10 protein-coding genes are annotated in these 13,485 nt (G+C 64.1%); 8 read left to right on the top strand and 2 right to left on the bottom strand.

Annotated elements, in window-relative coordinates:
- Positions 1 to 53: 53 nt before the first annotated feature.
- Positions 54 to 986: an SIS domain-containing protein gene (locus CKW29_RS06410; RefSeq protein ID WP_095148113.1), complete on the bottom strand. Its 933-nt coding sequence runs from the start codon at positions 984 to 986 to the stop codon at positions 54 to 56.
- A gap of 240 nt (positions 987 to 1,226) precedes the next feature.
- Here CKW29_RS06410 and CKW29_RS06405 point away from each other — a divergent pair, with 240 nt between their 5' ends.
- The 8 genes from CKW29_RS06405 to CKW29_RS06370 all read left to right on the top strand — a co-directional run bounded on the left by CKW29_RS06405 (position 1,227) and on the right by CKW29_RS06370 (position 11,778).
- Positions 1,227 to 2,267: a phosphotransferase gene (locus CKW29_RS06405; protein ID WP_095148112.1), complete on the top strand. Its 1,041-nt coding sequence runs from the start codon at positions 1,227 to 1,229 to the stop codon at positions 2,265 to 2,267.
- 191 nt (positions 2,268 to 2,458) lie between these two features.
- On the top strand, positions 2,459 to 4,480 hold the full coding sequence (locus CKW29_RS06400; RefSeq protein ID WP_095148111.1) for a capsular polysaccharide biosynthesis protein: 2,022 nt from the start codon (positions 2,459 to 2,461) through the stop codon (positions 4,478 to 4,480).
- Positions 4,420 to 5,736, top strand: coding sequence for a capsule biosynthesis protein (locus tag CKW29_RS06395; protein ID WP_095148110.1), 1,317 nt, complete (start codon positions 4,420 to 4,422; stop codon positions 5,734 to 5,736). Before CKW29_RS06400 ends, CKW29_RS06395 begins: the two co-directional genes overlap by 61 nt.
- Entirely contained in the window at positions 5,733 to 6,509 is a 777-nt protein-coding gene (locus tag CKW29_RS06390; RefSeq protein ID WP_095143168.1) for an SDR family oxidoreductase, read from the top strand. Before CKW29_RS06395 ends, CKW29_RS06390 begins: the two co-directional genes overlap by 4 nt.
- Complete coding sequence (locus CKW29_RS06385) at positions 6,502 to 8,025, top strand: LTA synthase family protein (protein ID WP_095148109.1); 1,524 nt, start codon at positions 6,502 to 6,504, stop codon at positions 8,023 to 8,025. Before CKW29_RS06390 ends, CKW29_RS06385 begins: the two co-directional genes overlap by 8 nt.
- A gap of 4 nt (positions 8,026 to 8,029) precedes the next feature.
- Entirely contained in the window at positions 8,030 to 8,608 is a 579-nt protein-coding gene (locus CKW29_RS06380) for a GNAT family N-acetyltransferase (RefSeq protein ID WP_095143587.1), read from the top strand.
- A gap of 35 nt (positions 8,609 to 8,643) precedes the next feature.
- Entirely contained in the window at positions 8,644 to 10,731 is a 2,088-nt protein-coding gene (locus tag CKW29_RS06375; RefSeq protein WP_177452406.1) for a capsular polysaccharide biosynthesis protein, read from the top strand.
- 3 nt (positions 10,732 to 10,734) lie between these two features.
- The gene (locus CKW29_RS06370) at positions 10,735 to 11,778 is read left to right on the top strand and encodes a phytanoyl-CoA dioxygenase family protein (protein WP_095143165.1); all 1,044 of its coding nucleotides are present in this window, start codon (positions 10,735 to 10,737) and stop codon (positions 11,776 to 11,778) included.
- 349 nt (positions 11,779 to 12,127) lie between these two features.
- Here CKW29_RS06370 and CKW29_RS06365 read toward each other — a convergent pair whose 3' ends face one another.
- Positions 12,128 to 13,480, bottom strand: a complete 1,353-nt coding sequence (locus CKW29_RS06365) for an aminotransferase class I/II-fold pyridoxal phosphate-dependent enzyme (RefSeq protein WP_095148107.1) — start codon at positions 13,478 to 13,480, stop codon at positions 12,128 to 12,130.
- Positions 13,481 to 13,485 lie beyond the last annotated feature (5 nt).

Here is a 13,485-nt window from a genome sequence, read left to right as displayed (position 1 = left end):
TGCATTCCCACGCGGGAGCGCGGGAACGATCAAAGCCTTGGGGTTCAGCGGTATCAGTCGAAGATCTCAACCACACCCACGACAGCGTTGTCGTGGTTGGTGACGGCCAGGGCACGGATCTTGTTGTCGAGCATGTAGGCTTCGGCTTCCGACAACTGCGCGTCTGCCTTGATGGTGTGCGGGTTGGCGGTCATGAAGTGGGCCACGGTGGTGTGGATCACGCCTTCGTTTTCCAGCAGCGCGCGGCGCAGGTCGCCGTCGGTGACGATACCGACCAGCATATTGCCGTCCATGACCACGGTCAGCCCCATGCGGCTTTGAGTCATGACCAGCAGGCAGTCGTGGAAGCTGGTGGCCGGGGTGACGATCGGTGCCGGCGAATGCATGACGTCGCTGACGCGGGTCAGCAGTTTACGGCCCAGGCTACCGCCGGGGTGGTAACGGGCAAAGTCCATGGCCTTGAACTGAATGGCGTCGATCAATGCCACGGCCAGGGCATCGCCCATGGCCATGGTCGCCAGGGTCGACGTGGTAGGGGCCAGGTTATTCGGGCACACTTCGCGCTCGACGGAGATGTCCAGCCAGATATCCGCGTGCTTGGCCAGGGTCGACTTGCCGTTACCGGTCATGGCGATGATTTTGTTGCCAAAGGACTTCAGGCTCGGGATCAGCTTGATCAGTTCATCGGTTTCGCCGCTGTAGCTGATCAGGATCAGTACGTCGATGGACTTGAGCATGCCCAGGTCGCCGTGAAAGGCTTCCGCCGGGTGCAGGAAGAAACTCGGGGTGCCGGTGGAGGCGAAGGTCGCGACCATCTTTTTCCCGATCAGGCCGGATTTGCCCATGCCACACACGACGGTGCGGCCTTTGCAGCCGAGGATGAGCTCGACGGCATTCTGGAATTCACCATCCAGGCGGCTGGCCAACTGAGTGACAGCCTGCGCCTGGGCAATAAGGGCTTCTTTAGCGATAGCGAGGTGATTCATGTTTTGACTTTCGTCCCTGAAAACAACGTGGCGTTGAACGGCCAATTTTAGGGTTTTTGCAACATTTAGCAAAGTCCCATTGCTGCCGGACAAGCAATTAAAACGCTTTAAATACCGGCCCGAGCCACTGCAACAGCCATTTCAGCAAACTTTTCGTTGTGCCTGCGTTCTGTATCCCGCAGCATATTGTTACCAAAACCGCTACAAATCGGACATATGGCGTTTGCCTAAGTTGAAGCTATGAACCTGGATCTACACCCCCTGCAAGGCTGCAGAACGCTCTACCGCTGGCAACACGGTCACCTGGAACACCATTTACGCACCCTGCACCCTCACTGGGGCGAGCGCCCGGTGACCATCATCAGCCAAGACCTGGCCTCCAACGCCTCTTTCGTCAATTACGTGCGCCATCATCGACTGGTCGACCCCTGCACGGGCCAGGACCTGGAGCTGGTGGAAAAGTCGATTCGCAAAGTGGCGTTCATCGGCAGCCAGGAGGCCCGCTTCTATCGGGCCCGGGACATGCTCAGCGGCAGTGAGCACTTTCATTACCCCGACTGCCTGGGCGTCATTGAAACCCCTTGGGAAAGTCTGATTTTCACCGGCTTCGTGCGTGGTAAACCGCCGCGCATGCAGGCCATTGCCAAGCAATTGGCGCTCGGCATCGCCGAACTGGAAAGCCTCAGCCATCGCTATCTGAGCCAGCAGCCATGGCACAAGGCCCCGTTGTTCTGGAGCATGGACTTCTTTCGCCCCTGGTTCCTGCTGCGCCCGCGCTTCAACTTCGCCCGTTGCCTGCCCGAACTCGAACGCCTGGCCCGAAACGATGAGCGATTCATCGGCCTGGCCGACTCGTTCAAGGCCTTCGAGCCGCTGCTGGCGCGACTGGGCCGGGCCGCGCGCCGCAGCCCCCGCTGCATCAGCCACATGGATTATCTGCGCAAAAACCTGTTCATCGACAACGACCAACTGCAGTTGATCGACTGGAGCGAGGTCAAGGTCGGGCGTGTGGGGTTCGATGGCGGGGCCTATCTGGGGGCCTTGTTCCGGCGCAAAGACATGCCGGTGTTCCTCACGGCCCGGCAGCAGTTCCTGGACGCCTACCGCGAGGCCCTGCCTGCCGGCTTCGACACAGGGGAAGCGCTGCGCAACTTGCAGTACATGTTCCTGCTCAATGCACTCTTCCACTGCCTGCGCCCGGAGACCATTGCCGAGTACCAGGAAACACAGCGCATGCCGGTGCTGCGGCAGAAGTACGACTACTTGCTCAGTTTGCTCTGAGCCTGGCGAAAGGATGTCATCGAGGGTGATAGCGGACACTTTTCAGAAATCCCCTACATACATATCCAAAAGTCCGCTCTCCATCTGTTAAATTGTATTAACATTCGCGCGATATTATTCAGGGGCAATGGCTTTTTCATCGTCATTGCCCTGCGCAATCGCTCACTCTAATGGATTTCCGTTCCACGTTTATGGATGACGTTTCTCATCGCCCGCGCTTGTTGATCCTCTCCAAGGGTGCTCAACGCATTGCCACGCTGCCCTCGCTGCTGCCCGATTACGTCCTGCAGCATGGCGGCGTGCGCGCAGTCGGTAGAGCGGACTACCTTATGGCTTGGGGACGCAAACCTAGCGCACTCAACATCATCGCCAAAGCAACGAAAGCCAATCGACCCATCCTCACACTGGAAGACGGCTTCCTGCGTTCCGTGGGTCTGGGCGCTGACGAGCCACCGCTGTCGTTGATCGTCGATGACATCGGCGTGTACTACGATGCCAGCGCGCCTTCGCGCCTGGAGCAGTTGATTGCCCTCCCCCTGAACGATGCCGACACCCTGCGTGCCACGGCGCTGCAACAGTTGTGGCAACAACAGCGGGTGTCCAAGTACAACGACGCCCGCATCGAATACCCCGACCTGCCCGCCGACTGTGTGCTGGTGGCCGACCAGACCTTCGCCGATGCCTCGCTGCAGGGCGCCGACCCCGCCGACTTCAGGGCGATGCTCGAGGCGGCCCTGGCGCGCTATCCCGCCAGCACGATCCTGCTCAAGGTGCATCCGGACGTGGTCGCCGGCCGCAAGCGCGGGCATTTCGACCTGGCGGCGCTGGCTGACCAGCCACGGGTCCAGGTGCTGGCGCGCAATGTCCACCCGGCCGAGCTGCTGCCGCGCTTGCGGGCCGTGTACGTGATGACCTCGCAACTGGGCTTCGATGCGCTGTTGTGGAATGTGCCCGTGCACACCTGGGGCATGCCGTTCTATGCCGGCTGGGGGCTGACGGATGACCGCCTGCCGGCACCGTCACGGCGCCAGCCGGTGAGCCTTGCCCAACTGGTACACGCCAGCCTGGTGCGCTACCCACGTTATGTCAGCCCCGAAACCGGTCAGCCATGCACCCCGGAAGTGTTGATCAACTGGCTCGGCCTGCAACGCCGTCATCGCAGTGCGCTGCCGGCGGCCATCCAGATGCTCGGTTTCAGCCGCTGGAAAGAGCCGCTGGTGAAGCTGTTTTTCAACGGCTGCGAGATTCGCTTCGTCAAACCCGAACAACCGCTGGACCCACGCCTGGCTACCGTGTCCTGGGGCTGCAAGCACGACACTGACCTCAGGGAGCACCCGCAACCGGTCAGCCGGGTCGAGGACGGGTTCCTGCGTTCGGTTGGCCTCGGCGCCGGCAAGGCCCGCCCGCTGTCCTGGGTCGTCGACGACCTGGGCATCTATTACGACGCCACGCGCAGCTCGCGCCTTGAGCGCATCTTGCTGGATCAGCGCTTTGATGCCGAGCTGCTGACCCGCGCCCAAGATCTGCGCGAAGCCATTTGCCGCGCAGGGTTGACCAAATACAACTTGCCTGGCAACGCCTGGCAGCGACCGCCCCAGGCACAACGGGTGATCCTGGTGACCGGTCAGGTGGAAGGCGATGCCTCGATCCGCTTCGGCGCCCATCGCATCCGCAGCAACTTGCAACTGCTGCAGGCGGTGCGCGAGCGCAACCCCGAGGCGTGGGTGCTGTACAAGCCGCACCCTGAAGTGCTCGCTGGTACCCGTGCCCGAGGCGACGACGAAGCACAGACGGTGCACTGGTGCGACGAGGTCATCGGCAATACGCCCTTGCAGCAATTGCTCGAAACCGTGGACGAGGTGCACGTGCTGACCTCCCAGTCCGGCTTCGAAGCCTTGCTGCGCGGTGTTCCGGTCACCACCTATGGCCAGCCGTTCTATGCCGGCTGGGGGCTGACCCGGGATGTCGACTTGCACCCCGACGTGCAAGCCAGGCGCAGGCGCCGACTGAGCCTGGATGAACTGGTGGCGGGCACGTTGCTGTTGTACCCCACGTATGTCAGCCGCATCACCAACCGTTTCACCACCGCTGAACAGACTCTCTACGAATTACAGAATTGGCACGCGTTACCGCAGCCAGGAGCAACATCCCGATGGCAGGACTTGAAACAGCGCTTGAGCAGTTTGTTGGGCATGAGACGCCTGAGAAGCTGAAGGCGCGGGCACCGGATCGCCCTCCTGCGCCTCATCCGCGCAACAGCTTTCTGTTTTTGCAGGGTGTCAGCTCGCCGTTTTTCGCCCGGTTGGCCAAAGCCCTGCGGGCGATCGACCAGCGCGTGCACAGCATCAGCTTCAACGTCGGCGACCTGCTGTACAGCACCGGTTCGCGTAGCGTCTATTCGGCGCGCCCGCAGGAACTGGAGGCGTTCTACAGCCAGTATTTCCACGACCACCAGGTCACCGACCTGGTGCTGTTCGGAGACTGTCGCCCCGTGCATCGCCCGGCGGTGACCCTGGCCCGGCTGCAGGGCATTCGTGTGCATGTGTTCGAGGAAGGTTATTTCCGCCCTTACTGGGTCACCCTGGAACGCGACGGCGTGAACAACAACTCGCGCCTGCCACGGGACCCGGACTGGTACCGCGACGTCGGCCAGCACATTGCGCGCTATGACAATGGCAACCCGTTCAAACTGTCGTTCGTCGCCCGTGCCGCCCATGACGTGCTCTACCACAGCGGTGGCGCACTGAACACACTGTGCTTCCCCCACTACCGCACCCATGCGCCGTACAGTGCGGCCACGGAATATGCCGGCTTCGTCCGTCAGGGCATACGCCTGCTGTTTGCCGCGCGTCGCGACGACGCACGGGTGGCCGAAGTCGCTCGCGAGCGGCATCCGACCTTCCTGTTGCCGCTGCAACTGGACAGCGATGCCCAGATCAAGGACCACTCGCCCTTCGCCAACATGTTTGACGTCATCAACCATGTGATCGCCTCGTTCGCCGCCTCGGCGCCGAGCGCCGCACGACTGCTGGTGAAGAACCATCCGCTGACCCCTGGCCTGGTGAACTACCAGCGCATCACCCATGCACTCGCCAGGCAGTATGACGTGGCCGACCGGGTCGACTTCCTGGAAAGGGGGCACATGCCGACGCTGCTCTCGCACATTGCCGGGATGATTACGGTCAACAGCACGGCAGGCGCGTCAGCGCTGCTGCACAAACGCCCGACCTTCACCCTCGCCAACCCGATCTACGCCATGCCCGGGCTGACCCAACAAGGCAGCCTCGACGACTTCTGGCATCATCCACAAGCGCCGGACATGGCCCTGTTCCATCATTTTCGCAACACCGTCATCCACACCACCCAGATCAATGGCGGCTTCTATACCAGTTGCGGTATCGACATGGCCGTGAACAATTGCCTGGACGTGTTGCTGGCAAAGACCTCGAGAATCGAAAACTTCCTATGACGCACCGCTCTTCGCCCCGCTGCATTCTCATCACTGGCGCCACCGGCGGTATCGGTGGCGCACTGGCGCCGGCCTATGCCGCGCCGGGCGTGACCTTGATCCTGCAGGGCCGCCGCCTGGACCGCCTCGAAGAGTTGGCCAGCGAATGCCGTGCACTCGGTGCCCGGGTATTGCTCGAAGCCCTGGACGTGCGCGAACTGGATGAGCTGCGCGCCATGGTTCGCCGGGTCAGCGAAGACGAGCAGCCAGACCTGGTCCTGGTCGGCGCCGGGCTCAATACCGCCGTGGGCAGCCATGGCGAAGCCGAGCGCTGGGACGACAGCCGCGCCTTGCTCGAAGTCAACGTGATGGCGGCCCTGGCCACCGTTGAAGCGGCACTGCCGGCCATGCGTGCCCGCGGCAATGGACAGATTGCCCTGTTCAGTTCACTGGCGGGCTGGCGCGGGTTGCCGGTAACGCCGACCTACAGCGCCAGCAAGGCGGCGATCCGTGTCTACGGCGAGGCGATCCGCGACTGGCTGGCGCCGGAAGGAGTGAAGATCAACGTGATCGTCCCCGGCTACGTCGAGTCGAAAATGTGCTTCGAAATGCCCGGCCCCAAACCCTTTCTGTGGACCGCCGAAAAGGCTGCCCGACGGATCAAGCGCGGGCTGGCAGCAAACCAGGCCCGCATCAGTTTCCCGTTCCCGCTGAACCTCGGCACCTGGCTGCTGGGGGTGATTCCGCAGCGCCTTTCTTCGTTTATCCTGCGTGGTCTGAATTACAGTGAGTGAATTGTCCATCCTTCAGGTCGGCATCGTCGGCCTGCTCCTCACCGTCCTGATCGAACGCCTGCTGACCCCACGCCCGAACCTGCGCCGCCCGTTGAGTTGCTGGTTGCTGCACGGCGGTTTGTGGTCCGTCGCTCTGGCCGTGCTGTATGGCGCGACCGCGCGCCCGCTGTTCAGTGGCATCAACGTACTGCTGCTGTGGCTGTTGATCGTGATGGTCAGCAACGCCAAGTACCACTCCCTGCGCGAACCGTTCGTGTGCGCCGACTTCGAATACTTCAGCGATGCCATACGCTTCCCGCGCCTGTACCTGCCGTTCTTCGGCATCGGCAAGGCCGCGTTGCTGGCCGTGGGCTTCGTGATTTACCTGTGGGCCGGCTTGAGCTTCGAAGCGCAAGTCGCGGGGGGGCGCCTCAGCGCACTCTGGCTGGGCCTCGCGGGCGTGATCCTGCTGAAGCTCGGCCATCGCCGCAGCGTACCGACTTTCGATGCCGAAGCCGATGTACGGCGCTGGGGCCTGGCGACCAGCCTGTGGCGGTACTTCTGGGCAGCCCGCGCACCGGTCGACCGCAGGACACTGGGCTCGCCGTTCAACACGCCATGCACTTGCCCACCCGGCATGCCCCTGCCCGACCTGGTGTCGGTGCAGAGCGAATCGTTTTTCGATGTGCGCGACCTGTGGCCTGGCGTCAAGCCCCAGGTACTGAGTGAATACGACCGTCTTGCCGAGCAGTCCCTGGCCCGTGGCAAGCTGCAAGTGGCCGCCTGGGGCGCCAACACCGTGCGCACCGAGTTCGCCTACCTGACCGGCATCCCCGGCGACCGCCTCGGCGTACACCGCTTCAACCCCTACCGGGTGCTGGCCCGCCAGGGCTTGCCAAGCATCGCGGCGCACCTCAAGGCCCTGGGCTACCGCACGGTCTGCATCCATCCTTACGACGGCAGTTTCTACGGACGTAACACCGTGCTGCCGGCCCTGGGGTTCGATGAGTTCATTGACGTGCGCGCCTTCGACGACTCGCAAAAGGCCGGGCCGTTCATTGGCGATTGCGCCGTGGCCGACAAGATCCGCGAACTGCTCGAAGACCCGGCCCGCAGCCAGCCGCTGTTCATCCACGCGGTGACCATGGAAAACCACGGCCCGCTGCACCTGGAGCACGTCGACGCTGCCGAGTTGCCGACCTGGTTCGACCGCCCGCTGCTCGCCGGCATGGACGACCTGGCCCCCTATCTTCGCCACATCGCCAACGCCGATCGCATGCTTGGCAAGCTGCGCGGCACCCTGCTCGCACAGCCACGGGAAGCACTCCTGTGTTTCTTCGGCGACCATGTACCGATCCTGCCGAACGTGTACCAGGCCATTGGCGCGCCTGCCGGCGACACTGATTACTTGATCTGGTCCAACCGGCGACAGCCCGGCGCCTCCCCTTGCCCGATCCGCGTTGATGCGTTGTCCAGCCGACTGGTTGCCTGCGCCCACGAGGAACGCACGCCCACCGCTGTTGCCGGCGTGGCTTGAAGCCGTGGTGACTATCGTACTGGGATCGAGCCTGGCACCGGACCTGACCGCCGACCCCGCGCTGTCGCGGATCGTCACGGACGGTCGCGGCTCGCTGGCGTTTATCCTCGGCGATACCGCCTGCCGCCAGCGCCTGCTCGGCACCAGCATTCACTGGGACCGGGTGCTGCTGGCCTTCGAAGACGGTCAGGCGCAGGGCTATGCCGCGTTCAAGCATCACCTGCGCGGCCCCTTCGCCCTGCGCTCGCAACCCTTTGTCCGCGAATTCGGCTGGTTGCGCGGCTGGCTGCGCTTTGCCGCGTTCTGCCTGAGCGAGTGGCGCGAATGGCGCTACCCGTTTCTACTGTACGGCCTGCGCGTGAACAAAACCGCACGCCAGCATGGCGTCGGCTCGGCACTGGTCCAGGCGTGTTGCGCACAGGCCGCGGCCAGCGGTTTCAAGGACGTGTTCCTGGAAGTGCCACTGGACAACCAGCGAGCGCGCGAACTGTACCTGCATAACGGCTTCCGTTTGCTGCGCAAACGCTGGGTGCCGTGGCCACCGGTGCGCACCATGCACCGACGCGCGGAGCCCGTCCTTTGAACGGCCTCGACAGACCCGCGATCACCCTGCAGCCAATGGTCGAAGGCCCCGGCTGGATCGGCATCATGTCCCAGTGGGTGGCGTGGAAGGTCCTGCACCTGCCGCAATTCCTCGGGCCGGAAGGCTCGCCCTTCTGGCTGTGGCGGCGCGGGCGGCATGCCCCCAAGGGCCTGAAAGCCATTGCCGGCATTGGCTACAAGCACTCCTCGGCCCAGGCCCGGGTGTTGTGTCAGCGTTGGGGCTTGCCCTACATCGCTCTGGAAGACGGATTCCTGCGCTCTTCGTCCCTGGGCATCGAGGGCGACACGCCGATGTCGATGGTGGTCGATCCGGTGGGTATCCACTACCTGGCCGACCGTCCTTCGCTGCTGGAAAACATCCTGCAGGATCCAGACAGCCTCAGCCCTGAAGAGCTCGACAGCGCCCGGCAACTGATCGCGCTGATGCGCAGCAGCGGCATCGGCAAGTACAACAATGCCCCGGACCTGGACCCGGACGACCCGCTGGGCCATGAGCGCCCCCTGGTGCTGGTGGTGGACCAGACCGCCGGGGACTACTCGATTCCTGGCGGTGGCCTGTGTGAGGCCGACTACGTGCGCATGCTCGATGCGGCCCTGGCGGAAAACCCGGACGCCGAGGTGCGGGTGCGCATCCACCCGGACTGCGTGGGCGGACAAAAGCCCAGTTGCCTGCTGGCGGCCGCCACGGCGCGAGGGGTAAGCCTGGAGAGTCGCCCGGTGTCCTGGGCCTCGCTGGCCCGGCGCGCCCGACGGGTGTACATCGGCACCAGCCAGGCCGGGCTCGAAGCCTTGATCCAGGGCGTGCCGGTGACCTGCTTCGGCCTGCCCTTCTATGCCGGCTGGGGCCTGACGGACGATCGCATGCCGATCCCCCGACGGCAGGCACGGCCGGACCTGGTGCAACTGGTGGCCGCCGCCTACCTGCGCTATTGCCGTTATGTCGACCCGCTCACCGGCCAACCCACCGACGCCTTGACCGTGGCCCACCAACTGGCCCGCAAGAAAGCCCGGGACGCCGAGTTCGCCGGGAGCATCACCGTGCTCGGGGTCAAGCGTCACAAGCAGCACAACATGCGGCGCTTTTTCGAAAGCCGCTGGGGTCGCTTGGACTTCGCCGAGGACAGCCCGACGCTGCTCCAGGAGATCGCCGCCAAGCGCGGCAAGCTGCTGGTGTGGGCCGCTCGCGAACCGGCCGACCTCAAGGTTCGCGCTGCCGCACTCGGGGTGCCGTTGTGGCGCGTCGAAGACGGTTTTCTGCGTTCCAGGGGGCTTGGCGCGCTGAACGCACCGGCCCTGTCGCTGGTGCTCGACCGCAGCGGCATGCACTTCGATGCCAGCGCCAGCTGTGACCTGGAACACTTGCTGGAACACGGGGACTTCGACGCCGACAGCCTCGCCGAAGCCGCCCGCCTGCGCGAGCGGATCGTGACCGGCGGCACCAGCAAGTACAACCTCAAGATCGACGCCGATCACCCGGTGTGCGCACGACCTGGCCAACGGCGGATTCTGGTACCCGGCCAAGTGGAAGACGACGCCTCGCTGCTGTGCAGTGGCGGCACCTTGCACGACAATCTCGAACTGCTCAGACAAGTGCGGGCCAGCGCGCCAGACGCCTGGATCGTCTACAAGCCGCACCCGGATGTGGAAGCCGGAAAACGCCAGGGCGCCGTGCCTGCGCAGCTGCTGCACGGGCTGGCCGACCAGGTGCTGCCCGGTGCCGACATCGCCCGCCTGTATGCCCAGGTCGACGAAGTACACACCCTCAGTTCCACTTCGGGCTTCGAGGCCTTGCTGCGTGGCCTGACGGTGGTGACCTACGGCACGCCCTTCTATGCCGGCTGGGGCCTGACCCGTGACCACCAGCCTTTGCCGCGCCGGACCCGGCGCCTGACCCTGGACCAGTTGGTAGCCGGCGCCCTGTTGCGCTATGCGCGCTATGCCGACCCCCAGCAAGCTTTGCCCTGCGATGCGTGGCATGCCCTGGCATGCCTGTCGACCCCTCGCCCGCCGCGCCTGACGCACCATCCGCGTCTGCTGCCGCTGCTCAATTACACCCGGACCATGCTCGGCTGCGCCCGCGCAGCGGTCCCCCTCAAGGATTAGACCATGCCTGCATCACTGAAGGACCTGGGCCGCTACGCGGCACTGCCCTGGCATTGCCTGCAATTGCTGACCCACGCCAAATCGTTCGAGAACAACCCGGTAATCGGCAGCGCCCGGCTCAATGCCCTGGGCCTGCACGTGCAACGCCGCCAACTGGCCATGAGCATGGCCGCCATGCGGCGCCGGGCCCTGGCGCCACGGCTGGATGCCGGGGAGCTTGCAAGCTTCGAGGAGCAGGGTTTTTTCGTTCGCGAGAATGCACTGCCTGCCGAACAGTTCGCCGCCCTGCGTGCCGAACTGGGTGACCTGCGCAGCACCGGCTGGGAAATGCGCCAAGGCAAGGCCGTGACCCGGCGGGTCAGCCTGGACCAGGATGTCCTGGCCCGTAATCCGGCCAGCGCTGCCTTTGTGGCCGACCGCAGTGTGCGTGACCTGATTGCCTATGCCTCGTCGAATACCGGTGGGATCACCTATCAGTTGCAGTCGATCGTGATCGATGGAGTGAATGCCGAGCAGGACCCGCAAACCCGCCTGCACGCCGATACCTTCCATCCGACCGCCAAGGCCTGGCTGTTTCTCGATGACGTGGCCGACGACCAGGGGCCGTTCAGTTACGTCCCGGGCTCCCATCGCCTGACACCGGAACGGCTGGCCTGGGAGTATCGCCAGAGCCTCGGCGCGGCACGCTCCGACGAGCAGATGCATCGCGAGGGCTCGTTCCGCATTCACGAACACGAACTGGCCGGGCTCGGCCTGCCGGCACCGCGACGCTTTTCGGTACCGGCCAACACCCTGGTGGTGGCGGACACCTCGGGCTTCCACGCCCGCTGCCCAAGCCTGCGCCCCAGCCACCGGGTGGAAATCTACGCCAGCCTGCGCCGCAACCCGTTCATCCCTTGGCGCGGCGCCCACCTGTTCGCCCTGCCCTGGATCGCCAACCACCACATGCGCTGGGACATCCGCCTCAAGCGCCTGATGGGCTTCGACAAACGCAGCCACTGGCGCTTCATCGAACAGCTCAACGCCTACGAAAAGCCGTATATCTGATCCGCAACGGCCGCGGCGTGCCGCTCAATCAAGCCTAAACGTCGTCTCCGTGGCGAGGGAGCTTGCGGTCTTGCAGTTTTGGGCAATCCCGTTCAGTTAGAGAACGCCGACCTTTGTAGGAGCGAGCGCGCTCGCGATGAACTCAAGGGCCACGCGTTTATTCAGAAAATACGCGTATTCGTTGACGCCCATCGCGAGCGCTCGAGCGTCGACCGGCTGCTCCTACACGGGCGGTCTCAATGCCTTAACTGAGCAGCATTGAGCGACCTTTTTGGGGGGGCTGCCAGGCAGCCCGTGAAAACGCGCTGGCTCCTGGCGGCGATCCGACGATAAACGATAACCCGCCGCGTCAGCCGATCCTGGCCATTTCTTCGGCAACGATGGCCACGGTGCGGGTGATTTGCGCTTCGGTGTGTTCGCAGGAAACGAAGAAACGCACCCGCGCCGCGTGCTCCGGGACCGCCGGGTACAAGATCGGCTGGGCATTGATGCCCCGGTCGAACAGGGCACTGGAAAGCCGCCCGGCCTTGAACGAGCTGCCGGTGATCACAGGAATCACCGCAAGCCCGGTACTGGTGGCCGTGTCGAGGCCCGCCTCTTTGGCCAGGCGCAGGAACAATTCACCACGGGCCTGTACCGCCTGCACCCGCTCACGATCCTGAGCCAGGCACTGCAGCGCCGCCAACGCCGCTGCCGTGACCGACGGTGGCATGCCCACGCTGTAGAGGAAGCCCGGCGCGAGGAACTTCAGGTGCTCGACCAGCGCCGTGTTGCCGGCAATGTAGCCGCCGCAACTGGCGAGGGTCTTGCTCAGGGTACCCATCCAGATATCCACGTCATCGCCCGTCAGGCCGAAGTGCTCGCGAATACCTTTGCCGGTTGCTCCCATCACCCCCAGCGAATGCGCCTCATCGACCATCAGGAAGGTCTTGTGCTTGCGCTTGAGTTCGACGAAGCGCGGCAGGTCCGGGTAATCGCCGTCCATGCTGTAGATCCCTTCGACCACCACCAGCACCCGCTCGAAGTGCTGGCGTTGCTCGCCGAGGATCCGGTCCAGCGCTTGCCAGTCGTTGTGGGCAAAGCTGAGGCGACGCGCACCGGACAACTGGATGCCCTGCAGCACACTGTTGTGAATCAGTTCGTCGTGCAGTACCAGGTCCCGGGGGCCGAACAGATAGCCGATGGTGGTCACGTTGGTGGCATGGCCACTGACAAACACCACCGCATCATCAACCTCGTACAGACTGGCCAGCTCGCGTTCCAGCTCACGGTGCAACGGACGATCGCCCGACACCGGGCGACTGGCCGATACCGAAGTGCCGTACCGGTCGATCGCTGCCTTGGCCGCCTCGGCCACCACCGGGTGACCGGAATAACCGAGGTAGTTGTAGCTGGCGAAGTTGACGTATTCACGGCTGCCGATACAGGTCTCGGCACCCGCCGTCCCTTCGTGCATACGAAAGAACGGGTTGGCCAGGCCCAGGCGCGCGGCGCTCTGCTGTATCACGCGCAACTGCTGATAACCGGGGTGCTGGTCAAAGCGATAAAACGCTTCTGGCACTTTCAGTGCGGCCTGTCGCGCTTGCTCCAGAGTCGCACCACCCGCCGTGTCGCCCGCCTCGCTGCGACGGCGTTCCAGCGCTTGCTGGATCAGCCGTTGCTTGATACCGACACTCAGGCCGGTGGTCGTTGTTGCAGTCATCGGGC

Source organism: Pseudomonas sp. Irchel s3a18 (genome assembly GCF_900187535.1).
Lineage (GTDB): Bacteria > Pseudomonadota > Gammaproteobacteria > Pseudomonadales > Pseudomonadaceae > Aquipseudomonas.
This window is presented reverse-complemented; position numbering and strand designations above follow the sequence as displayed.

Coding starts and splice junctions, on each gene's coding strand:
- CKW29_RS06410 (WP_095148113.1), bottom strand. CDS start 986: ATGAATCACCTCGCTATCGCTAAAGAAGCCCTTATTGCCCAGGCGCAG.
- CKW29_RS06405 (WP_095148112.1), top strand. CDS start 1,227: ATGAACCTGGATCTACACCCCCTGCAAGGCTGCAGAACGCTCTACCGC.
- CKW29_RS06400 (WP_095148111.1), top strand. CDS start 2,459: ATGGATGACGTTTCTCATCGCCCGCGCTTGTTGATCCTCTCCAAGGGT.
- CKW29_RS06395 (WP_095148110.1), top strand. CDS start 4,420: ATGGCAGGACTTGAAACAGCGCTTGAGCAGTTTGTTGGGCATGAGACG.
- CKW29_RS06390 (WP_095143168.1), top strand. CDS start 5,733: ATGACGCACCGCTCTTCGCCCCGCTGCATTCTCATCACTGGCGCCACC.
- CKW29_RS06375 (WP_177452406.1), top strand. CDS start 8,644: ATGGTCGAAGGCCCCGGCTGGATCGGCATCATGTCCCAGTGGGTGGCG.
- CKW29_RS06370 (WP_095143165.1), top strand. CDS start 10,735: ATGCCTGCATCACTGAAGGACCTGGGCCGCTACGCGGCACTGCCCTGG.
- CKW29_RS06365 (WP_095148107.1), bottom strand. CDS start 13,480: ATGACTGCAACAACGACCACCGGCCTGAGTGTCGGTATCAAGCAACGG.